The organism is Dactylosporangium sp. CA-139114 (genome assembly GCF_050955725.1).
Taxonomy (GTDB): Bacteria; Actinomycetota; Actinomycetes; order Mycobacteriales; family Micromonosporaceae; genus Dactylosporangium.
The window spans coordinates 2,578,496-2,602,221 of the sequence record NZ_CP192080.1; the positions used below are offsets into that span (position 1 = coordinate 2,578,496).

The following is a 23,726-nucleotide window of genomic DNA, read 5'->3' on the forward strand; positions in this document are numbered from 1 at the left end:
GGGGGTCCGCCCAAAGGCGTCCGGATGGGGGTAGGGTCCATGGCCGGACCTGTCAGACCGAGCCCCGGGGGGTTGAGCATGGCCGACTCGTTCGTGCATCTCCACGTGCACACCGAGTACTCCATGCTCGACGGCGCCGCGCGCCTCAAGGAGATGTTCGCCGAGGCCAACCGGCTCGGCATGCCCGCCGTCGCGATCACCGACCACGGCAACATGCACGGCGCGTACGACTTCTACAAGCAGGCCAAGGGCGCGGGCGTCACGCCGATCCTGGGCGTCGAGGCCTACGTCGCCCCGGAGTCGCGCCTCACCAAGCAGCGCATCCGCTGGGGCCGGCCGGACCAGAAGGACGACGACGTCTCCGGCTCCGGCGGCTACACGCACAAGACGATCTGGGCGCGCAACAAGACCGGCCTGCACAACCTGTTCCGGCTCAACTCGCGCGCGTCGATCGAGGGTCACTTCGTGAAGTGGCCGCGGATGGACGCCGAGATCATCGCCGAGCACGCCGAGGGCCTCATGGCCACCACCGGCTGCCCGTCCGGCGAGGTCCAGACGCGGCTGCGGCTCGACCAGTTCGACGAGGCGCTGAAGGCGGCCGCGAAATACCAGGAGATCTTCGGCAAGGACAACTACTTCCTCGAGGTCATGGACCACGGCCTCGACATCGAGAAGCGGGTCCGCGAGGGCCTGACCGAGATCTCCAAGCGGCTCAACATCCCGCCCGTGGTCACCAACGACTCGCACTACACGCACCAGGCCCAGGCCGAGGCCCACGACGTGCTGCTGTGCGTGCAGACCGCGGCGAACATCAACGACCCCAACCGCTTCCGGTTCGGCGGCTCCGGCTACTACCTCAAGTCGGCCGACGAGATGCGGGCCGTGGACTCGTCCGAGCTGTGGCAGGCCGGCTGCAGGAACACCCTGCTGGTGGCCGAGAAGGTCGACACCACGGACATGTTCAAGTTCGTCAACCTGATGCCGCGCTTCCCGGTGCCCGAGGGCCACACGGAGGAGTCGTTCTTCCGGGCCGAGGTCGCCCGCGGGATGGCCCGGCGGTTCCCCAACGGCGTGGACGAGGCCCACCAGAAGCAGGCCGACTACGAGACGGACATCATCCTCTCGATGGGCTTCCCGGCGTACTTCCTCGTGGTCTCGGACTTCATCATGTGGGCCAAGAACGAGGGCATCGCCGTCGGCCCCGGGCGTGGTTCGGCGGCCGGAAGCCTGGTCGCGTACGCGATGGGCATCACCGACCTCGATCCCCTCCCGCACGGGCTGATCTTCGAGCGGTTCCTCAACCCCGACCGCGTCTCCATGCCCGACATCGACATCGACTTCGACGAGCGCCGGCGCGGCGACGTCATCCGCTACGTGACCGAGAAGTGGGGCGACGACCGCGTCGCCCAGATCGCCACCTTCGGCACCATCAAGGCCAAGGCCGCCATCAAGGACTCGGCCCGCGTGCTGGGCTACCCGTTCGCGGTCGGCGACAAGATCACCAAGGCCATGCCGCCCGCGGTGATGGGCAAGGACATCCCGCTCTCGGGCATCTTCGACCCGAACCATCCGCGGTACTCCGAGGCGGCCGAGTTCCGCGCCCTGTACGACAGCGACCCGGACGTCAAGAAGGTCGTCGAGACCGCCAAGGGACTCGAGGGCCTGATCCGGCAGACGGGCGTTCACGCGGCCGGCGTGATCATGTCCGCGGAGCCGCTCATCGACCACGTGCCGCTCATGCGGCGCGACGCCGACGGGGCGATCATCACGCAGTTCGACTACCCGACCTGCGAGACGCTCGGCCTGCTGAAGATGGACTTCCTGGGCCTGCGGAACCTGACGATCATCGACGACGCGGTGAAGAACATCAAACGCCGCGGGATCGACCTCGACCTGCTCTCCCTGCCGCTGGACGACAAGGCCGCCTACGAGCTGCTGGCCCGCGGCGACACCCTCGGCGTGTTCCAGCTCGACGGCGGCCCCATGCGCTCGCTGCTGCGGCTGATGAAGCCCGACAACTTCGAGGACATCTCGGCCGTGCTGGCGCTCTACCGGCCCGGTCCGATGGGCGCCAACTCGCACACGAACTACGCCCTGCGCAAGAACGGCCAGCAGGACATCACCCCGATCCACCCGGAGCTGGAGGAGCCGCTCAAGGAGATCCTCGGCCCGACCTACGGCCTGATTGTCTACCAGGAGCAGGTCCAGCGCGCCGCGCAGAAGCTCGCGGGCTACACCCTGGGGCAGGCGGATCTGCTGCGCCGGGCCATGGGCAAGAAGAAGAAAGAGGTCCTGGAGAAGGAGTACATCCCGTTCCGCGACGGGATGCGCGCCAACGGCTACAGCGACGAGGCGATCAAGAGCCTCTGGGACGTGCTCGTCCCGTTCGCCGACTACGCCTTCAACAAGGCCCACACCGCCGGGTACGGCCTGGTCTCCTACTGGACCGCGTACCTCAAGGCGAACTACCCGGCCGAGTACATGGCCGGCCTGCTCACGAGCGTCGGCGACGACAAGGACAAGATGGCCATGTACCTCGCCGAGTGCCGGCGCATGGGCATCGACGTCCTCCCGCCCGACGTCAACGAGTCCACCGGCCCCTTCACGCCGGTCGGCAAGGACATCCGGTTCGGGCTCGCCGCGGTGCGCAACGTCGGGCACAACGTCGTCGACGCGATCGTGCGCTGCCGGCAGACCGCCAACGGGCCGTACAAGGACTTCGACGACTTCCTGTCCAAGGTCGACTCGGTCGTGTGCAACAAGAAGACGATCGAGTCGCTGATCAAGGCGGGCGCGTTCGATTCGATGGGGCACCCGCGCCGGGGTCTGCTGGCCATCCACGCCGACGCGATCGACAACTACGCCGACCTCAAGAAGAACGAGGCCATCGGGCAGTTCGACCTGTTCGGCGACGCGTTCGGGTCCGACGACTCCTCCGGCGGCACGGCGATGTCGGTGCAGATCCCGCAGATCGAGTGGGACAAGCGCGAGCTGCTCACCTTCGAGCGGGAGATGCTCGGCCTCTACGTCTCCGACCACCCGCTGTTCGGCCTGGAGTCGGTGCTGTCGAAGGCGGCCGACACCGAGATCAGCCGCCTGTCGGAGGAGGGCGCGATCGCCGACGGTGCCGTGGTCACCCTGGCCGGCATGCTCACCGGCGTGCAGCGGCGCATCACCAAGCAGGGCAAGCCGTGGGCCTCGGCGTCGCTGGAGGACCTCGGCGGCGCGGTCGAGGCGCTGTTCTTCCCGAACACCTACGAGCTCGTCGGGCAGTACATCGCCGAGGACGCGATCGTGGTGGTGAAGGGCCGCGTCGACCGCCGCGACGAGACGCCCCGCCTCATGGCGATGGACCTGTCGATCCCGGACGTGAGCGCCGCCGACGAGAACCGGCCGGTCGTGCTGTCGCTGCCGGCCACCCGCTGCACCCCGCCGCTCGTCGACCGGCTCAAGGAGATCCTGGTCAACCACCCGGGCAAGGCCGAGGTGCACGTGAAGCTCAGCCACGGCTCGCGGGTGACGCTGCTGCGCCTCGGGCCCTACCACGTGAACCCGACGACGGCACTCAAGGGCGACCTGAAGGCCCTGCTCGGCCCGAACAGTTTCAGCTGACCGGATCGCGCGGTAACCTCGGCGGGTGCATGCGCACGCCTTAGCCGACGACCTGCGCCCGCGTCGGTCGCTGTGGCTCTCCCGGCGTGCGCGGTGGTCGGCGTCCGGGGTCGCCGCGCTGGCCGTCGTGCTGCTGGTCTTCGGGTTCGTGTACCGGCTGAGCCAGCGCCCGTACGGCTTCGAGCGGTTCGAACGGATCGGCGGCGTCGCGCTGCCGGCCGACAGTGTCCGCGCCCGCGCGTTCCTCGACGGCGGCCGCGCCTTTCTCGGCCGGGCCACCGGCGGCGGGAGCTACGAGCTGCGGGCCGTCGACTCCGACAAGCCCGCGGTCGCGATCTGGACCAACAGGTCGCTGACCGACGTCGACACGTTCCGCTCGGCCCGCGGCATGGTGCAGGTCACCGGCCTGCCCGACGCGGCCGGGCACCGGCGGGTGACGCTGCTCAACGCCAACAACGGGGTGCCGTTCGCGACCTTCGACGTCGACTCCGGCGACCGCTGGGAGCTCGTGGGCAAGTACTTCGTGCGGTACGCCGAGGCCACGCACCGCCTGAGCGTCACCGACGTCGGCAACGGCAAGACGACCGCGGTGCTCGACCAGCCGGGTGGCGCGGCGAGCTGGTGGCTGACCGACAACTGGAGCGGCCAGCAGGTGCCGACGTCCACGGCGGGGGAGCCGCTGGACGAGGCGCTGACCGTGGACCCGAACATCGTGCGGGCCATCCCCGACCGGGGCCTGGAGGTCCTCGGGCTCGCCGGCGGGCACGTGCTCGGGGCCGGGACGGGGCTCGCCGGCCCGGACGATCTCGTGTACCCGTACGAGGACCAGATCTTCGTGACGCCCCGGGCGGCGAAGTTCGCGCTGCGGGCGTACGACCGCAAGAGCCTCGGCAAGGCCAGCTGGACGTGGGTGTCCCCGGACAAGCGGGCCCGGCCCCTGTTCGTCGCCTCGTGCGGGCAGCAGCGGGTGTGCGTCGGCGAGGACCACTTCCTCACCCAGCTCGACACCGCCGACGGCCGGGTGGTGTTCCGCGTCCCGGCCGAGCGCCCCTCGCAGGCCGTCCCGGTCGGCGACCGCATCATGATGCGCACGGTCTCCGGCACCGACACCGCGGAGACGCTGCTGGACGCCGCCGGCCGGACGGTGCGCAGCTGGCCCGGCAAGCGCGCGGCGCGCCTGGACGAGGGCAGCTACCTGCTGCTGCCGGCGGTACCGCCCAGCGGCGCCTACCCGTGGATGGGCGTCGACGCCGAGCACGGCACCGCGCGCAACCTCGGCGACGTCGACGCGCGCCCCGACTCCTGCACCTGGAGCCACACCTACCTGGCCTGCGCGACCAAGGGCGAGTTCGCGTTCTACCGCATCCGGGCGCCCTGGTACTCCATCTGACCCGCCGCCTGTTCCGCCGCCCTGCGCACCCGCGCCCGCCGCGCGATCCGGAACATGGCCACCGCCCCGATCCCGACCCACACGACGTTGACCGCGGTGGACGGCCACGCGTGGCTGACGGCCGAGTTCCAGGCGAGCGCGACCGCCCCGACGATGTTCATGGCCTGGAACGCGAACCCGTCGCCGGTGAGGCGCTTGGCCGACACCAGGCCGTAGGCGGCGAGCACCAGCGCGGCGCCCGCCCACCCCAAGAAGCCGATCAACATGGCGACGATCCTCGCATCAAGTGCGGCTAACGCGTGAGCGAGAATTCCTACAGCAGTACTGCAGTGAGGCTTCATATGGAGCTTGACCCCCGCCGGCTCGCGGTGCTGGCCGCGATCGCCCGCCGCGGCACCCTGGCCGGCGCCGCGGCCGCCCTGCACGTGACCCCCTCGGCCGTCTCCCAGCAGCTCGCCCAGCTCGAGCACAGCGTCGGGCGCCCCCTCGTCGACCGCTCCGGCCGCCGCGCGGTGCTGACGGCCGCGGGCCGGGTGCTGGCCGACCGGGCCGAGGCGATCGCCCGCGAGCTGGCCGAGGCCGAGCGCGAGCTCGCCGCGATGTCGGGCCGGGCCGCGGGCCTCGTGCGGGTCGCCGCCTTCGCGACGGTGATCCGGCACCTGCTCGTGCCGGCGATGGCGCTGCTGGCCGAGGACTTCCCGGACGTGGTCTGCGCGATCACCGAGCTGGAGGGCGCCCCGGCCCTGCGCGAGCTGCGGCTGGGCGGCATCGACCTGACCATCACCGAACGCGACGCGGTCCTGGGCCTCGAGACCCGCCGCCGCCTGACCGTGATGCCGCTGTGCGAGGACCGGTACCGGGTGGTCGTGCCGGTGGGCTGGCCGCCCGTGCACTCGTACGCGGACCTGGCCGACCGCCCGTGGGTCGCCGGCTCCCCGTCGTCGACGACGGGCCAGGTCCTCGACCGGGTCTGCCGCGAGCAGGGCTTCACGCCCCGGCGGGTGCACGAGTGCCTGGACTATCCGACGGTGCTGGCGCTGGTCGCGGCCGGGCACGGGGCCACGATCGTGCCGGACCTGGCCCTGCGCGGCGCGAACCACGACGAGATCACCGTGACGTCGCTGCCGGGCGCGGGCGCGCGGCGGCTGGACGCCCACGTGACGGCGGCGAGGGCCCAGCTGCCGGCGGTGGAGGCGCTGCTGTCGTGCCTGCGGACGGTGGCTCCCGGGCCTCGGTAGGGTCCCGATCGGCCGAGGCCCGGGAGGGTCGCTAGGCGGCGACGATCGTGCCGTCGGGCTGTCTGGTGCAGGTGACCGCCCGCGCGGCCGTGGTCGAGGCCGCCGTGAGGCACTTGGCCAGGACGGCCTGGCCCGCGGCCGTGGGGTGCCACGACTCCTGGCAGGTCTGGAAGTACGAGACGCAGGTGTTGGCGATCCGCTGGATGGCGATCTTGTCCTTGCCCGAGAGGCTGGTCACGAAGGTGCCGCTCGCGCCGTCCTGCAGGCGGATCGGCGTGGCCAGGGCGCCCGCCGGGCTCCCGGGCTTCTCGCACAGCCGGGCGCCGTCGAAGGCGTGCTGGACGTCGAGGAAGACGAGGTCGTCGTTCGGGCGCTCGGCGGCGAGGGTGTTGCGCACGGTGCGCACCATCGTGCCCAGGCCCTGCGAGAAGAGATGGCCGGCGGCGAGGCTCGCACGGTGGATCGGGCAGCCGGCCGCGTACCGCAGGGCGCCGAGGTCGCGGAACTTGTCCCGGTCGTCCTGGCGGCCGTCGGCCTCCCAGTAGGACGGGTCGAGGTCGAACGGCAGCGGGTTGGTGTAGTCCTGGAACACGACCCGGTGCTGGTGGTCCGCGTCGACCTGGTCGAGCGTGGTGAGCAGCTGGCGGACGGCCGCGACCGTCTCGGCGGTGGCCGCGTCGAACTGGGCCTGGGTGGCCAGGTCGCCCGCGGCGCACGGGGCCTGCTCGACGGGGCCGCCGAGGTACGCCCAGAACTCCCACCACCCCGTCCACGCGTCGGCGATGAAGCGGTTGGCGCACTTCTCCGCCACGTCGCCGAAGGTGAACTGGCTGTTGTTGGAGCCGAGCCCGACGAGCACGAGGTCGATGTCGTGCGTCTGGGCGACGGCGCGGAGCTGGTCGAGCTGGGCGGCGACGGTCCGGCCCTTCTCGCGGGCCGAGGACGGGCTGGCGAAGTCGGCGGGGCGGCCGCCGGAGCAGGCCAGGTTGTACCGGTCCTGCATGCCCGGCAGCGTGGCCTGCAGCAGCGAGGCGTTGGCCGAGCGGTGGCAGAAGAAGGCGTTGCTGTTCGGCGCCGACCAGCCGGGGAAGCCCTGGCTCACGCCGTTGACGTCGACGACGGGCTGGTAGGCGCCCGCCCCCTCGCCGGAGATGAAGCTGTCGCCCAGCGCGACGGCGGCGGTGGGCAGGGCGGCGGCGGCAGCGGTGGGCGGGGTGGCGGCGGTCGCGGCGAGCGCCGCGGAGGCGGCCACGGTCGCCACGAGGGCGGCACGGAGGAACTTGGACACGGGCGGTCTCCTCGATCCCAGAACGTGAAGAGTTCTCGGATCAGATCACGGGAGCACCACGGAGGTCAATGTCTCAGTAGATCGACATGTGGACATGGTTCGTGTGGTCGCTGCTCGGGTCGCCCTGGCCGCTGGAGTACGGGTGCCAGCCCGCGGCCGGGGTCCAGATCTGGCGGAACCAGATCACGTACATCACCCCGAGCGCCGACGCGTTGCGCACGAGCCACGTCGCCAGCTCGGTGCCGTACTCCTTCGCCGCCCCCGTCGCCACCCCGCCGAAGCCCTTCGGGTCGGCCGCGAAGTCGCACGCCCGCCCCTTCGGGTGCTCGTAGGGGCCGCTCGGGCGGAAGCACGACACGTAGTGCTCGAAGCCCGCGAGCTTGACCTGCTCCAGCGCGTGCTCGGTGCGCGGGGTCAGGCAGCCCGACGTCGTCGGGTCGTGCAGGCCGCACGTCTCCGGCGGCCACGAGCCGTCGGGGCGGCGCGGGGCCGGCTGGGCGTTGACGAGCGGGGTCTTCACGCTCGTGGTCGTCGCCGGGTCGAGGATCGGCTGCGACTCCCGGTTCAGCGCCTCGGCGAGCGCCTGCTCCACGGCCGCCTTCTGCTGGGCCATCACCGCGAGCTGGTCCTGCTGGCGGCGCACCTCGGCGTCGATGGTCGCCCGGTTCGCCTCGAGGGTGGCCCGCACGCTCGCCAGCTCCTGCAGCTGCGCGGACTGCCGCCGGGCGACGAGCTCGAGCAGGCTCACGCGGTCGGCGAACACGCCGGGGCTGGGGCTGTCCAGCAGGGTCGCCGCGTCGCGCAGACCGCCGCCGTACTGGTAGGCCGCCACGGTCACCGTGTGCGTGGCCTCGACGAGCCGCTGGTAGCGCGGCTCCAGCTCGGCCTGCTCGGCCTGCACGAGCGCCTGGCGGGTCTGGGAGGCGGCGAGCTGGTTCTGCGCGTCGATGTAGGCCTTGTTGGCCACCTCGAGCTGATCGGAGAGCGCGTCGGAGCCCGTCTCGACCGCCACCGTCGCCCTGGGAGAGGGCTGCGGTTTCGGGCTCGCCGACGCGGGGGCCGCCGTCAGGGCCAGCAGGGCGCACACGACGGCCGCGATCCATGGTGATCTGGTCATACCGCTCGCCTGATCGGCAGGCGGCGGGCCGACTTGAGGGCTACCGCACCGCCGCGTAGAGCCCGGCCGTGGTGCTCGTCCCCGTGGCCCGGACCAGCACCCGCTCCAGGTCGCTGAGGAAGCCCAGTGGTCCGCGGCGGCCCAGGAACCCGTGCGCCGCGCACAGCCGCAGCTCGGCGGTCGGCCCGAGCCGCAGCAGGCACAGGAAGAAGCGCGCGCCCGCCGGAGCCGGATCGCGGGGCACGACCGCGGACAGCCGCGCGGCCCCGCGCACCCCGGTGGCCCCGGTCGCATCGCACCGCCGGTCGGCGAACCAGCAGCCGTCCGGGCGGGAGTCCTCGTAGGCGACCTCGGCCCGGCGCAGCAGCGAGCCGACGGGCTCGTGGCGGTAGCGCGAGGGGGCGCAGTCGAGCCGGAACCCGCCCGCCGGCACGCGCAGGGCGGCCTCGTCCTCGCCCGTGTACGCGGCCAGCTGCAGCGCGACGGCCGCGAGCAGCACCGTGACCGGGTCGGCCCGGTGCCGCTCGCCGAGGCAGTGCACGGCGAGCGCGAGGGAGGGCGACTCGATCAGCCCCGAGTCGAGATCCATGTGATCCACCGGTGCCGAACCTAGGGCCCCGCGGAGGTGCCGATCAATGCGTTCCCGGGGAACTTGCCGGTTTCTTGCGCCCGCGGCGGATAGATTGGCAGCCATGTGGCGGATCACCATCAGCGACGCGTGCATCGGCTCCGGCAGCTGCGTCGGGGTCGCACCGGAGCGCTTCGAGCTCGACGACGCCGAGGGCCGCTCGCACCCGGTGCGCCCGCAGATCGAGCCGGGCGACGAGGCGGTGCTCGACGCGGTCGCGAACTGCCCGATGGAGGCCATCACCGTCGTGGACCTGGAGACCGGCCGGACGGTCGAGGCCTAGGCCGGGGCCTCGCCGCGATAGGCGGCGAGCAGCGCCTCGGCCGCCTGGACCGGGGTCAGCGAGCCGTCGAGGACCGCGCGCTCGATGCGGGGCGTCAGCTCGCGGACCGGCGGCGACGTGCGCAGGCCGTCCAGCAGGGCGTCGCGGGTCATCGCCCAGACCCAGCCGATCTGCTGGCGCTCCCGCCGCGCCCGCAGCTCGCCGCCGGCCTCCAGCTCGTCGTGGTGGCGGCGCAGCCGGTCCCACAGCGTGTCCAGGCCGGCCCCGGTCAGGCCGCTGCACGTGAGCACCGACGTGCCGGAGTGCAGCAGCCGCAGGGCGCCGGAGAGCTCGCGGGCCGCGGCGCGGGCGTCCTGCTCGTGGGGGCCGTCGGCCTTGTTCACCGCGATCACGTCGGCCAGCTCCAGCACGCCCTTCTTGATGCCCTGGAGCTGGTCGCCGGTGCGGGCCAGGGCCAGCAGCAGGAACGTGTCGACCATGTCGGCGACCGCGGTCTCGGACTGGCCCACCCCGACGGTCTCGACCAGCACCACGTCGTAGCCCGCGGCCTCCACGACCACCATCGCCTCACGCGTCGCGCGGGCCACCCCGCCGAGCGTGCCGGAGGTGGGGGAGGGGCGCACGAACGCGGCGGGATCGTTGGCCAGGCGGGTCATCCGCGTCTTGTCGCCCAGGATGCTGCCGCCGGTGCGGGTCGAGGACGGGTCGATCGCCAGGACGGCGACGCGGTGGCCGGCCTCGATGAGGTACATCCCGAGCGCGTCGATGAACGTGGACTTGCCGACCCCGGGCACGCCGGTGACGCCGATGCGCCGGGCGCCGCCCGCGTGCGGGGCGAGGGCGTGCAGGAGCTCCTGGGCGCGGGCGCGGTGGTCGGCGCGCGTGGACTCGACGAGCGTGATCGCCCGGGCGATCCAGGCGCGCGAGCCGCCCCGCACGCCCTCGACCAGGTCGCTCAGTGCTGCAACCGGGATCGCAGCACCTCCAGCAGGTCCAGTGCCGCGTCGGCGATGACGGTGCCCGGGCCGAAGATCGCGGCGGCCCCGGCCGCGCGCAGCTCGTCGTAGTCCTGCGGCGGGACGACCCCGCCGACCACGATGAGGATGTCGTCGCGGCCCAGCTCGGCGAGCTCGTGGCGCAGGGCCGGCACGAGCGTCAGGTGCCCCGCGGCGAGCGAGTTGACGCCCACGATGTGCACGTCGGCCTCGACCGCCTGCCGGGCCACCTCGGCCGGCGTGGAGAACAGCGGGCCCACGTCGACGTCGAAGCCGAGGTCGGCGAAGGCGGTCGCGACCACCTTCTGGCCGCGGTCGTGCCCGTCCTGGCCCATCTTGGCCACGAGGATGCGCGGCCGGCGGCCCTCGTCGTCGGCGAACGCGTCGGTCGCGGCGCGGACCCGCTCGACCGCGGCCGCCGCCGTGCTGCCCTTGACCGCCTCGTCGCGATACACCCCGGAGATGGTACGGATCTGCGCCGTGTGCCGCCCGAAGACCTTCTCCAGCGCGTCGGAGATCTCCCCGACGCTCGCGTGCGCCTGGGCCGCGGCCACGGACAGCTCGAGCAGGTTCCCGCCGCCGGCCGCGCCCTCGCTCAGCGCCCGCAGCGCGTCGTCGCAGGCGGCCTGGTCGCGCTCGGCCCGCAGCCGCTCCAGCCGGGCGATCTGGGCCGCGCGCACCGCCGAGTTGTCGACCTTGAGCACCTCGATCGGCTCGTCGGTGTCGGGCCGGTACTTGTTCACCCCGATCACCGGCTGCCGCCCCGAGTCGATGCGGGCCTGCGTGCGGGCCGCCGCCTCCTCGATGCGCAGCTTCGGGATGCCCTCGTCGATCGCCCGGGCCATGCCGCCGGCCCGCTCGACCTCCTCGATGTGCGCCCAGGCGCGGGCGGCGAGGTCGTGGGTGAGCCGCTCGACGTACGCGCTGCCGCCCCACGGGTCGATCACCTTCGTGGTGCCCGACTCCTGCTGCAGCAGCAGCTGCGTGTTGCGCGCGATGCGGGCCGAGAAGTCGGTCGGCAGGGCCAGGGCCTCGTCCAGCGCGTTGGTGTGCAGCGACTGGGTGTGGCCCTGGGTCGCGGCCATCGCCTCGACGCAGGTGCGCACCACGTTGTTGAAGACGTCCTGGGCGGTCAGCGACCAGCCCGACGTCTGGCAGTGCGTGCGCAGGCTCAGCGACTTGGGGTTCTTGGCGCCGAACTCGCGCACCAGCCGCGCCCACAGCAGCCGCCCGGCCCGCAGCTTCGCGACCTCCATGAAGAAGTTCATGCCGATCGCCCAGAAGAACGACAGCCGCGGCGCGAACACGTCCACGTCCAGCCCGGCGTCGCGGCCGGCCCGCAGGTATTCGACGCCGTCCGCGAGCGTGTAGGCGAGCTCGAGGTCGGCGGTCGCCCCGGCCTCCTGGATGTGGTAGCCGGAGATCGAGATCGAGTTGAACTTCGGCATGTGCTTCGAGGTGTACCCGAAGATGTCGCTGATGATCCGCATCGACGGCGCGGGCGGGTAGATGTAGGTGTTGCGGACCATGAACTCTTTGAGGATGTCGTTCTGGATGGTGCCCGAGAGCTGCTCGGGCTTCACCCCCTGCTCCTCGGCGGCCACGATGTAGAGCGCCAGCACCGGCAGCACCGCACCGTTCATCGTCATCGACACGCTCATCCGGTCCAGCGGGATGCCCTCGAAGAGCCGGCGCATGTCCAGGATCGAGTCGATGGCGACCCCGGCCATGCCCACGTCGCCGGCGACGCGCGGGTGGTCGGAGTCGTAGCCGCGGTGGGTCGCCAGGTCGAACGCGACCGAGAGGCCCTTCTGCCCGCCGGCCAGGTTGCGCCGGTAGAACGCGTTGGACTCCTCGGCCGTGGAGAAGCCGGCGTACTGCCGCACGGTCCACGGCTGCGTCGTGTACATGGTCGGGTAGGGCCCGCGGACGAAGGGCGCGATGCCGGGCAGGCTGCCGAGGAACTCGACCCCGGCGAGGTCCTCGGGGCCGTAGACGCCCTTGACGTCGATGCCCTCGGGCGTGGCCCACACCTCGCCGGCCTCAGCGCGCTCGGCCGCCTCGACGCGCGGTGTGCCGAGGGCGACCTCGGAGAAGTCGGGGATCACGGTGCCACTCCCAGGTCCTCGTGCGTGCGGCGCAGGACGGCGAGCGCGTCGCAGCCGCTGTACAGGTAGGCGTCCACGCCGTCGTAGTCGCCCTTGCCCGCGAGCCAGATCGTCGCGACCCCCTCGGCGCGCAGGCGGGCGGCGGTGGCCGCGGCCTGCTCGGCGTAGGAGCGGTCGGAGCCGCAGATGCACGCGACCGGCGCCGCGCTGTCCTCGGTCAGGCGCACGCCCCCGGCCGCGAACAGGTTGGCGGCGAAGCCGACGCGGGCGGAGTGCGCGGCCACCGGGCCCAGCGCGACCAGGCGCACCGTGGGGGGCTCGGCCGCGGCGTCGGCGGCGTCGCGCAGCGCCTCGAAGCCGTGGGCGTACGACATCCGCGGCAGCCCGCCGCTCGGCGGCACCGGTGCCGGGGGTCTGATCGGCCGCCGCTCGTCCAGGTCCGGGAACTCCGACACGCCCGTGATCGGCTGCCGGCGGTGGGCCAGGTCGGCCTCGCGCCGCTGCCGCACCGCGCCGACGCGCTGCTCGACGAGGCCCGAGCGCAGGGCCGCGGCCATCCCGCCGGCGCGCTCGACCTCGGTGAAGACGTCCCAGGCGGCGTGCGCGAGGGCGTCGGTGCGCGACTCGACGTACCAGGACCCGCCGGCCGGATCGAGCACCCGGGCGACCCCGGCCTCCTCGATGAGCAGGGACTGGGTGTTGCGCGCGATGCGCCGGGAGAAGGCGTCGGGAAGGCCCAGCCGCGCGTCGAACGGCTGCACGGTGACCGCGTCCGCGCCGCCGGCCCCGGCGCCGAAGCAGGCCACGGTGGTGCGCAGCAGGTTGGTCCAGGGGTCGCGGGCGGTCATCATCGCGTCGCTGGTCACCGCGTGCTGCCGCTGGGCGCCCAGATGCGGCACGTCGCAGACCTGCGCGACCCGCGCCCAGATCCGCCGCGCGGCGCGCAGCTTGGCGATCGTGGCGAACTGCTCGGCGGTGGCGGCGAAGCGGAACTCCAGCTGCTTGAGCGCCATGCCCGCGGACAGCCCGGCGCCGACGAGCTCGCGCAGGTAGGCGACCCCGGTCGCGGTGGCGTAGCCGATCTCCTGGGCGTCGCTCGCGCCGGCGTCGTGGTAGACGGTCGCGTCCACGGTCGCGATCGGGACGGGGGAGTCCTTCAACGCCGACAACACGCTCATATCGGGCACCGATCCGGTCCGCGCGGCCAGGCCGAGCGGGTCGGCGCCCAGGTTGCCCGATTTGTCCGATCCGGGCAACGCCAGGAACGCGCGGGCGGCCTCGTGGGTCAGCGGCCCGTGATCCAGCACGACCGCCGCCAGGTCGAGCAGCACCCCGTCGAGCGCCTCGGCGAGGTCGCCCGGGGCGATCCCGGTCAGCCACAGCGACGTGGCCCCGTTCTCGAGGTCGGCCAGCACCGCCGCCCGGGTCGCCTTCGGGTCGGGGTCGGCGTGGCGCTGGCGCACGTCCCACGGCCGCGGCGTCGCGCTCGTGCCCCGCACGAACGGCACGTGCCCCGGCTGACCGGCCGCCGGCGCGGGGTCGGCCGCCGTGTAGAGCGGCGCGATCCGCAGCCCGTCGTAGGTCTCGGTCGCCAGCAGATCCGCCACCGCCTCGGGCGGCGTGTCGTCGCCGGCCAGCCCGGACTTGCGCAGCACGCCCAGTGCGAGCCGCTGCCAGTCCAGGAGTTCCTCGGTGGGCGTGCTCATGGTGGACACGTTAAGGCCGCGTGTGCGCCGGTGGGCACCCCTGTGACAACCTCCACCCACTCCACACTGCCACCCACTCAGCCCCTACGCAGAATCTGCAGGCCGAGCACGATGCCGGACGGGGAGTCGGTCACCGCCGTCACGACGCGGTGGCCCCCGGTCCGGGCGGTGAGCAGCAGCTGGGACACCAGGACGTGCTCGGCGACGCATTCCATGTCGACGTACGCCTCGTCGCCGCCGATCCGCAGCAGCGCCCAGACCTGCCCCTCGCCCAGGCAGATGGCCTGGAGGCGATACGCCCCGGCCGGGAGGGTGCGATCGTCGTCGAGGCGCAGGAGGTTGTCGCGCCGCCCGCTCATGAGCCGCTCCGGCGTCGTCTCGACCGCGTCGGACTCGGGCTTGTTGTACTCCCGCACCCGGCGCAGCATCGTGCTGACCTGGTCGCCGGAGAGCCCGGCGGGCACGGGGCCGGTGGTGGCGACGACCGGCGGCGCGACCGGCGCGGCGACGATCGTGCGGGCCGCGGGGCGGGCGGTCGCGAGCGCGTAGCCGAACGCGACGCCGGCAACGAGCACTGCGGCGATCGTCAGCGCCCCGCGGCCACCGCCGCCACCGCGGACGCGCTCAGGCCGCTCCGGCACCGGCCGCGCGCCGGTCACCTCGATCTCCACGCTCACCCTCCGGCGGGTCCGGCTGGGCCGGGATCATCGGGCTCGCGGGAGCGGGTGCGAGGCTCACGACCAGCCAGATCGCGGCACTGACCCCGGCCAGCATCGCCATCACGATCGTAACCCGGTCGACGGAGGTGGACAGGTGCCAGCCGATGGGATACGGCGAAATGAGATAGATGAGCGTGATCGCGGCCCAGTAGCCGCCGAAGACCACCCACAGCCATCCGTCGCCGGCCAGCCCGAGCGCGCGGCGGCGCCCGCGCAGGAGGAAGGTGCCGAGCGCCGCGGCGAGCAGGGCGGCCCCCACGACGGAGCCGACCTGGTCGTGCAGCGCCGCCTGAATCTCCGGCAGCCGGCTCCAGGCCGCGTGGTCGCCGCGCAGCAGCTGCCCGAAGCGGCCCTCGGCCATGAGATCGTTCTTCGCGCCGAACACGCGCGCCGTCGCCGACCAGACCGCGGCGATCCCGACCGGCAGCCAGCACCACGCGGCGCGGCGCGGATCGCGGCGCAGCCGCAGCGTCGCCACCAGCGCGACGACCCCGGCGAGCGGCAGCCCCTCGTTCTTCGTCAGCACCGCGGCCGAGACCAGGAACAGCGCGAGCGGCGTGACCCGCACCGGATCGGCCGCGCCGAGCAGCAGCACCGCCCCGGCGACGAACGCGGCCGCGCACATCGTGTCGCTGTAGCCCTCGGCCGGCGCGGTGTACTGCGGCAGCCAGGCCGCGCACGCGGCGGCCAGCGCGGCCGGGACCGACAGCCAGGCCGGGGCGCTCGCGGTCGCCCGGCGCACCGCGTACGCCACCAGCACGACGACCGACCAGGTGATCGCGACGTTGACCGCGATGGCCGGGCGGAACGTGAGGGAGTCCAGCAGCCGCCACGCCACCGCGACCGGGGCCGAGGCGATGGGCGGGTAGTCCGTGTGGGTGATCGCGATCGTCTCGTTGCCGATCGCGGCGCGGGCGAAGTCGCCGCCCTGCGCGAAGTATCCGGCGTGCTGCCACCAGATCGCGTGCGCGTCCCAGCCGACCGGGTTCTCGAACATCATCAGGAAGGGCGCCAGCAGCGGTACGCCCAGCAGCCCCGCCTCCCGCCAGGAGCCGCCCGGCACCGGCGCGGCGCCGCGCGCGAACCACGCCACGGCGACGGTGGCCAGGAACACCGCCCCGAACCACGGCAGCAGCGGCCCGCGCAGCCACAGCATGAGCACCACGGCGACGGTCGACACCGCGGCGGCGGCGAGCGGGGAGAGCACGACGGCCAGCGGCACCGAGCGGGTCAGCGCCCAGGCCAGCGGCAGCCCGGCCACGGCCAGGGCGAAGACGGCGACGATGCTGGTCATCGGGCGACCGCCGTGAGCTCGAGCCCCATCCCGTCCGGGAGCCTGGGATCGACGCGGCGGCGCAGCACGACGTCGGCCCGCCCGCGGTCGCCCACCGTGGTCACGCCGTGCATGGCGGCCAGCTCCTGCAGCCGGAACCACCAGATGCCGTCGGGCTCGTCGACGTAGACCAGCGCGCCCGCGGGGATCTCGCGCCCCATCTGCTCGCCGAGGTGCTCCATCGCCGTCAGGAGCCTGCGCTCGGGCTGCCCGGAGGCGCTCCGGTAGCGGGCCGCGAGATAGGCCCCGGCGTGCGCGGCGTGCGCCGCGTTGATCACCGCGGGAACCAGCGCCGCGACCGCGACCAGCGCGACGACCAGCCGTGTGGCGACGAGCCGTGCGTCCCTCATGCCATCCCCCGTGATCCGTGTGGCGGGGACTATACGTGGCGCGGTGGGTAGCTCGCGCCCCGCGGCGGGGTGGTTCTGTCCGCGAAGGCTCAGCGTCTGACGATGCCGCCGATCAGTCCGTAGTCGATCGCCTCCGCCGCGGTGAGCACCCGGCCGGACTGCAGGTCGTCCTCGACCCGGGAGCGGGCCTGGCCCGTGGCGCTCGCGATGCGCAGGATCAGGTCCTCCAGGTCGCGCAGGTAGCGCCCGGCCTCGGCCACGACCTGGTCGGCCGTGCCGCCGGGGGAGGAGACCTTCGGCTCGGCGAGCCGGAACCGCGCGTGCGCGAACGCGGAGCGCTCGGCCGCGGCGCAGAACACCCCGAGCGCCGCCCCGCTCACCTCGCCGACGGCGGTGGCGTGCACCGGGGCGCCGATCGAGTCGATGGCGTCCACGAGCGTCCAGACCGCCGCGAGGTGGCCCTGGTCGGCGCTGAGGTGCAGGCTGATCGGCTCGGCCCCGGCGGCGTCGAGCGCGAGCAGCGTCGCCGCCGCCCGGGCGGCCATCTCGGGCTCGATCGGCCCGCGCACGAACACCATGCGCCGGCCGAACAGCTGCTCGTCGAGCCAGGGCGCGTGCTGGGCCGGCGGCGGCCCCGGCTCCTCGTCCCGCCGTTCGTAGTAAGGGCGCATGAGCCGAACATAGGCGAGAATCGGTGATCCGGCCGCCCGCCGTTCCCGGTTTCCGCTCCGGGCTGAAACCCCCGCCGCGCGCCGGTCCGGCCTGCGCAAATGTGGCAAACCGGTCGCGTTGAAACCCTAGGCTGGCACGATGCGGTGAGGAGGCACCGGCAGGCGGTGCCGCGTCGCAACCGTCGGGAGCCGCCATGGCGGACGTTTCCACCGCAGAGTCCGGACTGGTGGACCAGGACCTCGCCGAGATCGTGCACGAGGTCTGGGACGCCTACCTCCAGCAGCCCGACGCCACCCCGGTCGACGCCCCGCCCGTGCCGGACGCCAAGTCGATCACCGCCGCGGTGTCGATCACCGGCGCCTGGGAGGGCCACGTCCGCGTGCTCGTCCCGCCGGGCGCGGCCGGCGACATCACCGCGGTCATGCTGGCCATGGACGCCGCCGAGGTCACCGACAGCGACGTGACGGACGCGATGGGCGAGCTCATCAACGTCGTGGGCGGCAACATCAAGAACCGCGGCGCCCAGCCCGCCAAGCTCGGCCTGCCGGTCGTGGCGACGGGCCGGATGCTGTTCCCGGCCACGCGTGAGACCCACCGCCTGGCGATCGGCTGGCCGACCGGCGACCCGATCGTGTTCAGCGTGCTGCACGTCAACCCGGACCGCGCGGTCCTGCCCGTGACGGCCAAGAAGGCCTGACCACGGCGGTGTCCGGCGGCCGGAGCCGCCGGACGGTGGCGTGTTCAGCAGGGGCCGGCCCAGCGGGTCATGCGCGGGCCCCCGTCAGCTCCGGGCGGGCGGCCAGGATCAGCCCCAGCGTCAGGTAGCCCACGAGCAGGTGCGTCGCGCCCACGTAGTCGGCGATCGGCGAGCCCAGGAGGGCGAAGGTCGGCACCGTCACCACGGCCCAGCTCTCCGCGACCGCCGGCCAGATCCGGGCCGCGCCGCGCCAGCGGGCGGTGAACAGGATCTTCAGGCCGATCACGAACATGCCCAGCATCGACAGCGGCCAGAACACGTCCATCGGCACCAGCCAGACGGCGTCGCGCAGGGCCGGGACCGCGTGCAGGAAGCTCCACACGGTCGCGACGGCGAGCAGGACGTGCTCCACGTACAGCATGCCGCGCGCCGCCTTCGAGGTGCCCGTGGCCGCGGTGCGCAGCTGGATCGCCAGCAGGGCGAAGAGGCCGAGCTGGAAGGCGCCGCCGCCCAGGTCGGAGATGGTCAGCCCGAGCGAGTCGGCCGGGTTGTTGCCGACCGTGAACGTGGTGACCGCCCAGGTCAGGGTGCCGGCGGCCAGGGCCAGGGCCAGCGCCCGGGTCGGGCCGGTCGAGATGCGGGCGGTGGCGGCGGGCGAAAGGTCGGTACGAGCGGGAATCGGCGCAGTTCGAATCGTCATGCCGGGAACTCTGCGGCGCCGGCCGACCCGGGCGGCAGGGGCCGGCGACCCCGGCATCGTCCCGCGTCGTGTCCCGCACAGGACGGGACCGCGGTCCTCGGGCCTTCGGGACACCCCGGATGGCACCATGACCGGGTGTCCAAGCCCCGCGTGCCCACGCTGGTCGGCGGCGTGTTCGTGTGCCTCACGCTCGCCGCGACCGTCGCCTCCGTCGTGCTCGAGGCGCGGATCGGGGCGCGGCAGCGGGCGGCCGACGGGCTCGAGGCGGGCTGGATCTCGGGGCTGGCCGGGCTCGCCCTCGCGGTGCCGGGCGGGCTGCTCGTGCACCGGGTGCCGCGCAACGCGGTCGCGTGGATCCTGTGCGCGAGCGGGCTGCACTGGGCGCTCGACGGGGCCGCGGTCGCCTACGTCGCCCACGCGGTCGTGCACAGCCCGGCGCCGCCGGGGGCGGCGCTCGCCTACTGGGTGTACCAGCGCGTCGGCGCCGGCCTGCTGTTCTCCCTGCCGCTGCTGCTCGTCTTCTACCCCGACGGGCGCCTGCCCCGCGGCCGGTGGCGCTGGGCCGTGCTGGGCAGCCTGGGCGCGACGGCGATCCTGCCCACGAGCCTGCTGTTCGTGCCCACGCGCATCGCCGAGGAGATGGCCGACGACCCATCGCCCGCCGCCGTGCGCGACCTGTCGATCGACCTGCTCGCCCTGCCGCTGCCCGACGCCGCCTGGCAGGTGCTGCTGCGGGTCGGCTACGCCGCGCTGCCCCTGAGCCTGCTGGTCCCCTTCGCCGTGGTCTTCCGCCGGTACCGTGCGGCGACCGGGCTGCAGCGCACCCGCATGCGGTGGCTGTTGTGGGCCGGCGTCGTCGACGTGCTCGTCATGCTCTCCGCGCTCGTGCTGCCCCAGCCGGTGCTCGGTGCCGGGCTGTTCGTGGCGATCGCGGTCACCGGCGGGGCCATCGCGATCGGCGTGCTGCGCCCGCAGCTGCTCGACATCGACCGGCTGCTCGGCGGCACGGTGCTCTACGGTGCCCTGGCCGCCGTCGTGGTGCTCGTCGACGCGGCGATCCTCGCGCTCGTCACCACCGCGCTCGGCGACCGGGGCGCGGCGCTGGTGGGGCTGCTCGTGGTGCTGCTGGTCTACGGCCCGCTGCGCAACCGCCTCTGGGTGCTGGTCCAGCGCGTGGTGCTCGGGCAGCGGCACGACCCGTACCGCATCATCTCCGGCCTCGCCGAACAGCTCGAGCGCTCCGACAGCCCCGAGCACCAGCTGCTGGCCGTCGCGCGCAGCGTCGCCGAGGCGTTCCGCTCGCCCTACGTCGCCGTCGAGGTCCACCGCACCGGCGGGCAGGCGCTGCTGGCCGAGCACGGGACGGCCCCCGCGGACGTGCAGACGATGCCGATCACGTACCGCGACGAGACCGTCGGCCGCCTCATCCTCGCCGCCGGCGGCTACCGGGCCGCGCTCTCCCCGCGCGACGAGCGCCTGCTCGCCGACGTGGTCCGGCAGGCGGCGGCCGCGGCCCGCTCCAGCTACCTCGCGGCCGAGCTGCAGGTGAGCCGCGAGCGGCTGGTCGGCGCGCGGGAGGAGGAGCGCCGCCGGGTCCGCCGCGACCTGCACGACGGCCTCGGCCCCGCGCTCGGGGGCGTGGCGCTGCGCATCGACACCGCCCGGAACCTGCTGGCCCGGGCGCCCGAGCGGGCCGACGAGATCCTGCGCCGGGCCCGCGACGACGTCTCCGCCGCGCTCGCCGACGTGCGGCGGCTGGTGCACGACCTGCGCCCGCCCGCGCTGGACGACGTCGGCCTGGCCGGCGCGGTCGGCCAGCTCGCCGAGCGCCTCCGCGGGCCCGGGCTGACCACGCGGGTCTCGGCCTCGCTGCCGGCGGATCTGCCGGCGGCGGTCGAGGTGGCGGCGTACCGCATCGCCTCCGAGGCCCTGACCAACGTCACGAAGCACGCCAACGCCGCGACCTGCACGGTCGCGCTGACGGCCGGCGACGGCGCGCTCACGGTCGAGGTGCGCGACGACGGCACCGGGATCGCCCCCGGCACCCCGAGCGGTGTCGGCCTCGTCTCCCTGCGAGAGCGGGCGGCCGAGCTCGGCGGCCGCTGCGAGATCGAGTGCCCCGCGGACGGCGGCACGCTCGTGCGCGCCCGCCTGCCCCTGCCGGCCCTAAGCTGACGGCCATGACCAACGACCGCGCCATCCGGGTGCTCGTCGCCGACGACCACCCGATCTTCCGCGACGGGCTCGCCGTCCTGCTCGGCTCGGTCGACGGCCTCGAGGTCGTCGGCACGGCGGCCACCGGGCTCGAGGCGGTCGAGCTGGCCGTGGCGCGGCGGCCGGACGTCGTCGTCATGGACGTCCAGATGCCGGATCTCAACGGCATCGAGGCCACCCGGCGGCTCGCGGCCGAGGCCCCCGAGTCCGGCGTCGTGGTGCTCACCATGTCCGAGGACGACGGCACCGTCTTCGCGGCCGTGCGCGCCGGCGCGCGCGGCTACCTCGTGAAGGGGGCCGAGCAGGAGGAGATCGTGCGCGCGATCACCACGGTCGCGGCCGGCGGCGCGGTCTTCGGCGCCACCCTCGCCCGGCGCATCGCCGAGTTCTTCGCCGCCGGCCCCCCGTCCGCGAGCACGGCCTTCCCGGAGCTGACCGCCCGCGAGCGCGAGATCCTCGAACTGCTCGCGGCCGGCCGCTCCAACGCACAGATCGCCCAGGCGCTGTACCTGTCCCAGAAGACCGTGCGCAACAACGTGTCCAACGTGTTCGCCAAGCTGCGCGTCGCCGACCGGGCCGAGGCCATCGTCCGCGCCCGCGAGGCCGGGCTGGGCCTTTCCTAGGCACGACCGGGCCTTTCCTAGGGTAGGACGGGGCCCGAGATCATCATGGCGTGCTGCAGCACCGGCGAGGCGTCCTGGCCCGGCGTCGGGTGCACGTCGGCCGGCAGGTAGTACAGCTCGTAGGCATGGTGCTCCTGCAGCGTCGTGATGCTCGGCACCGTGAACGTGAACGGCGGCGAGATCGTGGCGCCGGTCGTGACCGTCGGCCACACCGTGCCGGAGCCCGGGAAGAGCAGCCCGTTGGCGTGGTCGTCGAGCAGCCAGATCCGCCTCGGGTCCAGCGGCGGGCAGGTGCCGACCGCGTCGGTGGCCGTGAACTGCCCGTGTTCGAACTGCAGGTGCATGCCGACCGCGCACTGACTCGGCAGCAGGTTGCTCGGGCCGCCCGGAATCTCCCCGCCGCTGACCGTCAGGGTCGGGCCCTCCGAGGGCCACGAGTTCGCCGGCCGGCCGCTGGGCGTCCAGTGGCTGGGGGCTGCGACGCCGACCTGGGAGGCGTCCTGCAACCCGCCGCCGAGGCGCCCCGTGGCCACCCCGATGACCAGCACCAGGCCGACCACCCCCAAGAAGACGCCCGCCAGGGCGACCCGGCGGCGGCGCCGCACGTTCACCGTGTGCCGGCCCGCGACGGCCACGGCCGGCTCGCCGACCGGCGGCCGCCCGGCCCGCCGCACCACCTCGGCGAGGCCCGCCTCGGCGTCGAAGCGCTCGTCGGCGTACGCGCGGCGCACGAGCTCCCGGGTCGCGTCATGCTCGGCCATGCTCACTCGCCTCCACGATCTGCTGGAATCGGCGCACGTACGGCCGCAGCACCTTGCGCAGCTCCGCCACGTGCGTGCGCACGGTCGACTCGCTCATCTCGAGCACGCTCGCGATCTGCGCGTAGCCGTCGTCGTGCAGGAAGTAGAGCAGCGCCACCTGACGCCGCCGGGGCGGCAGCGAGTCGATGAGCCGGCGCACCGCCCCCTCGAGGCCGAGGCGGTCCTCGACCCGGCCGAGGCCGTCGTCGTCCGCGGCGGGCTCGGTCCACGGCCGGTCGTCGAGACCGATGTACCGCGACTCCGCCTCCGCCCGCCGCTGCGCATAGTGCTTCGCGGTGGTCAGCACGTACGCGCGGCGCTGGGGCGGCCCCAGCTCGCGCAGCCGGTCCCAGCGCTCGAGCATCCGGGCGAAGCCCTCCGCGGCCGCCTCCGCACCGAGCTCGCGGCCCGCGAACGCGCACATGACGTGCTGCACCCGCGCCGCCTCGGTCCGGTAGAACTCCGCGAAGTCCGCCGGTGCCGTACCAATCTCGTGCATCACGTCTATAGAGAGCCGAGCGGCCCCGATTCCGTCCAGTGGCCACACGGTACGCCCGGCGGGTGACGCGTCGGCAGGCCGGCGTCACCGTCCGGGACCGGCGTCCGCGCCGCTGACCCTGACGGCCTCCGCCGCGGTCCTGCTGGGCGGCCCGCCGCTCGGCCTGGCCGTGTCCGCCGCGGCGCTCGTCCCCGCGGCCGCCTCCGGGCCTGCTGAAGGTGGACCGCACGCTGTTCACGTCCCCGGTGACGACGGCGGGCCGGGCGGCGCCGATCATCGACGTGGTCGTGGGCCTGGGACGTCGCCTGGGCGTGACGGTTTTGGCGCACGGGCTGGAGGCGGGGCTGCACCTGGTGCGCCGCGCGGGGTGCCGCTACGGCCAGGGCCACTACCACGGCCGCCCGGCCCCGGCGGAGCGCATCGGGGCCGCCCTGGTCCGCCAGCGCACCTGGTAGCCCGCCGTCGGCGCATCCGCGAGCATGCTCGGCCGGCGATCTGCGGGATGCGGGGCGACATTGCGATGCTTGACGACGACGATGCCGTGTGAGTCATGGACTTACCTGCCGTCGTGTAGGCCCGCCGGGACGTGGAAGCGGCCTACGCCCGATGCTCGCAGCGCCAAGTTGGAGCGTTCGACGGATCGCGCGGTATCTTCGCGGGATGACCCGGCGAGGGCGAAGGCCGCTGATGCAAGGTGACGGTAGCGGTCGGAGTGGTGAGGTTCTACGACTTCCAGCGATCGACTTCAGCCTGC

22 protein-coding genes are annotated in these 23,726 nt (G+C 73.7%); 8 read left to right on the top strand and 14 right to left on the bottom strand.

Features of this window, described 5'->3' with window-relative positions:
* Positions 1 to 78 precede the first annotated feature (78 nt).
* A complete protein-coding gene (gene dnaE / locus ACQP2P_RS11660; RefSeq protein ID WP_433615459.1) occupies positions 79 to 3,612 on the top strand; it encodes a DNA polymerase III subunit alpha in 3,534 nt (1,177 codons plus the stop codon).
* A 25-nt stretch (positions 3,613 to 3,637) separates the two neighbouring features.
* Positions 3,638 to 5,002 carry a hypothetical protein gene (locus ACQP2P_RS11665; protein ID WP_433615461.1) on the top strand — a complete coding sequence of 455 codons (1,365 nt, stop codon included), beginning with the start codon at positions 3,638 to 3,640 and terminating at the stop codon, positions 5,000 to 5,002.
* Here ACQP2P_RS11665 and ACQP2P_RS11670 read toward each other — a convergent pair.
* Positions 4,969 to 5,268, bottom strand: a complete 300-nt coding sequence (locus ACQP2P_RS11670) for a CBU_0592 family membrane protein (protein ID WP_433615462.1) — start codon at positions 5,266 to 5,268, stop codon at positions 4,969 to 4,971. The two genes, ACQP2P_RS11665 and ACQP2P_RS11670, sit on opposite strands and share 34 nt — an antisense overlap.
* A gap of 75 nt (positions 5,269 to 5,343) precedes the next feature.
* On the opposite strand from ACQP2P_RS11670, the gene ACQP2P_RS11675 reads away from it, so the two are divergent.
* The gene (locus tag ACQP2P_RS11675; RefSeq protein ID WP_433615464.1) at positions 5,344 to 6,240 is read left to right on the top strand and encodes a LysR family transcriptional regulator; all 897 of its coding nucleotides are present in this window, start codon (positions 5,344 to 5,346) and stop codon (positions 6,238 to 6,240) included.
* A gap of 31 nt (positions 6,241 to 6,271) precedes the next feature.
* Here ACQP2P_RS11675 and ACQP2P_RS11680 read toward each other — a convergent pair whose 3' ends face one another.
* The 3 genes from ACQP2P_RS11680 to ACQP2P_RS11690 form a co-directional block, all read right to left on the bottom strand.
* Complete coding sequence (locus ACQP2P_RS11680; RefSeq protein ID WP_433615466.1) at positions 6,272 to 7,528, bottom strand: hypothetical protein; 1,257 nt, start codon at positions 7,526 to 7,528, stop codon at positions 6,272 to 6,274.
* A gap of 73 nt (positions 7,529 to 7,601) precedes the next feature.
* The gene (locus tag ACQP2P_RS11685; protein WP_433615468.1) at positions 7,602 to 8,645 is read right to left on the bottom strand and encodes a coiled-coil domain-containing protein; all 1,044 of its coding nucleotides are present in this window, start codon (positions 8,643 to 8,645) and stop codon (positions 7,602 to 7,604) included.
* Positions 8,646 to 8,685: 40 nt separating this feature from the next.
* Positions 8,686 to 9,234 (bottom strand): hypothetical protein, encoded by a 549-nt coding sequence (locus ACQP2P_RS11690; RefSeq protein ID WP_433615469.1) that lies wholly within the window; start codon positions 9,232 to 9,234, stop codon positions 8,686 to 8,688.
* Positions 9,235 to 9,337: 103 nt separating this feature from the next.
* On the opposite strand from ACQP2P_RS11690, the gene ACQP2P_RS11695 reads away from it, so the two are divergent.
* A complete protein-coding gene (locus tag ACQP2P_RS11695; RefSeq protein WP_433615471.1) occupies positions 9,338 to 9,556 on the top strand; it encodes a ferredoxin in 219 nt (72 codons plus the stop codon).
* On the opposite strand, the gene meaB is transcribed toward ACQP2P_RS11695, so the two are convergent.
* The 7 genes from meaB to ACQP2P_RS11730 all read right to left on the bottom strand — a co-directional run bounded on the left by meaB (position 9,553) and on the right by ACQP2P_RS11730 (position 17,438).
* Positions 9,553 to 10,494 carry a methylmalonyl Co-A mutase-associated GTPase MeaB gene (meaB, locus tag ACQP2P_RS11700; RefSeq protein WP_433615473.1) on the bottom strand — a complete coding sequence of 314 codons (942 nt, stop codon included), beginning with the start codon at positions 10,492 to 10,494 and terminating at the stop codon, positions 9,553 to 9,555. The two genes, ACQP2P_RS11695 and meaB, sit on opposite strands and share 4 nt — an antisense overlap.
* Positions 10,495 to 10,511: 17 nt before the next feature.
* On the bottom strand, positions 10,512 to 12,659 hold the full coding sequence (gene scpA, locus ACQP2P_RS11705; protein WP_433615474.1) for a methylmalonyl-CoA mutase: 2,148 nt from the start codon (positions 12,657 to 12,659) through the stop codon (positions 10,512 to 10,514).
* Positions 12,656 to 14,365: a methylmalonyl-CoA mutase subunit beta gene (locus ACQP2P_RS11710; protein WP_433615476.1), complete on the bottom strand. Its 1,710-nt coding sequence runs from the start codon at positions 14,363 to 14,365 to the stop codon at positions 12,656 to 12,658. Before ACQP2P_RS11710 ends, scpA begins: the two co-directional genes overlap by 4 nt.
* 77 nt (positions 14,366 to 14,442) lie before the next feature.
* A complete protein-coding gene (locus tag ACQP2P_RS11715; protein WP_433615479.1) occupies positions 14,443 to 15,036 on the bottom strand; it encodes a hypothetical protein in 594 nt (197 codons plus the stop codon).
* On the bottom strand, positions 14,990 to 16,378 hold the full coding sequence (locus ACQP2P_RS11720; protein WP_433615480.1) for a hypothetical protein: 1,389 nt from the start codon (positions 16,376 to 16,378) through the stop codon (positions 14,990 to 14,992). Before ACQP2P_RS11720 ends, ACQP2P_RS11715 begins: the two co-directional genes overlap by 47 nt.
* Positions 16,375 to 16,767: a hypothetical protein gene (locus ACQP2P_RS11725; protein ID WP_433615482.1), complete on the bottom strand. Its 393-nt coding sequence runs from the start codon at positions 16,765 to 16,767 to the stop codon at positions 16,375 to 16,377. The genes ACQP2P_RS11720 and ACQP2P_RS11725 overlap by 4 nt, the downstream gene beginning before the upstream one ends.
* Before the next feature lie 89 nt (positions 16,768 to 16,856).
* Entirely contained in the window at positions 16,857 to 17,438 is a 582-nt protein-coding gene (locus ACQP2P_RS11730; protein ID WP_433615484.1) for an ATP-dependent Clp protease proteolytic subunit, read from the bottom strand.
* Between the two features lie 194 nt (positions 17,439 to 17,632).
* Here ACQP2P_RS11730 and ACQP2P_RS11735 point away from each other — a divergent pair, with 194 nt between their 5' ends.
* Positions 17,633 to 18,136, top strand: coding sequence for a chemotaxis protein CheX (locus ACQP2P_RS11735; RefSeq protein ID WP_433615486.1), 504 nt, complete (start codon positions 17,633 to 17,635; stop codon positions 18,134 to 18,136).
* A gap of 67 nt (positions 18,137 to 18,203) precedes the next feature.
* Here ACQP2P_RS11735 and ACQP2P_RS11740 read toward each other — a convergent pair whose 3' ends face one another.
* Positions 18,204 to 18,836: a hypothetical protein gene (locus ACQP2P_RS11740; protein WP_433615488.1), complete on the bottom strand. Its 633-nt coding sequence runs from the start codon at positions 18,834 to 18,836 to the stop codon at positions 18,204 to 18,206.
* A gap of 135 nt (positions 18,837 to 18,971) precedes the next feature.
* Here ACQP2P_RS11740 and ACQP2P_RS11745 point away from each other — a divergent pair, with 135 nt between their 5' ends.
* Both ACQP2P_RS11745 and ACQP2P_RS11750 read left to right on the top strand, forming a co-directional pair.
* Positions 18,972 to 21,011: a sensor histidine kinase gene (locus ACQP2P_RS11745; protein WP_433615489.1), complete on the top strand. Its 2,040-nt coding sequence runs from the start codon at positions 18,972 to 18,974 to the stop codon at positions 21,009 to 21,011.
* A 5-nt stretch (positions 21,012 to 21,016) separates the two neighbouring features.
* Positions 21,017 to 21,673 (top strand): response regulator, encoded by a 657-nt coding sequence (locus ACQP2P_RS11750; protein ID WP_433615491.1) that lies wholly within the window; start codon positions 21,017 to 21,019, stop codon positions 21,671 to 21,673.
* 17 nt (positions 21,674 to 21,690) lie between these two features.
* Here the strand turns inward: ACQP2P_RS11750 and ACQP2P_RS11755 are convergent, their stop codons facing one another.
* Entirely contained in the window at positions 21,691 to 22,434 is a 744-nt protein-coding gene (locus ACQP2P_RS11755) for a hypothetical protein (RefSeq protein ID WP_433615493.1), read from the bottom strand.
* Entirely contained in the window at positions 22,421 to 22,972 is a 552-nt protein-coding gene (locus ACQP2P_RS11760) for an RNA polymerase sigma factor (RefSeq protein WP_433615495.1), read from the bottom strand. Before ACQP2P_RS11760 ends, ACQP2P_RS11755 begins: the two co-directional genes overlap by 14 nt.
* 218 nt (positions 22,973 to 23,190) lie before the next feature.
* On the opposite strand from ACQP2P_RS11760, the gene ACQP2P_RS11765 reads away from it, so the two are divergent.
* Positions 23,191 to 23,427 (top strand): hypothetical protein, encoded by a 237-nt coding sequence (locus ACQP2P_RS11765; RefSeq protein WP_433615496.1) that lies wholly within the window; start codon positions 23,191 to 23,193, stop codon positions 23,425 to 23,427.
* Positions 23,428 to 23,726 lie beyond the last annotated feature (299 nt).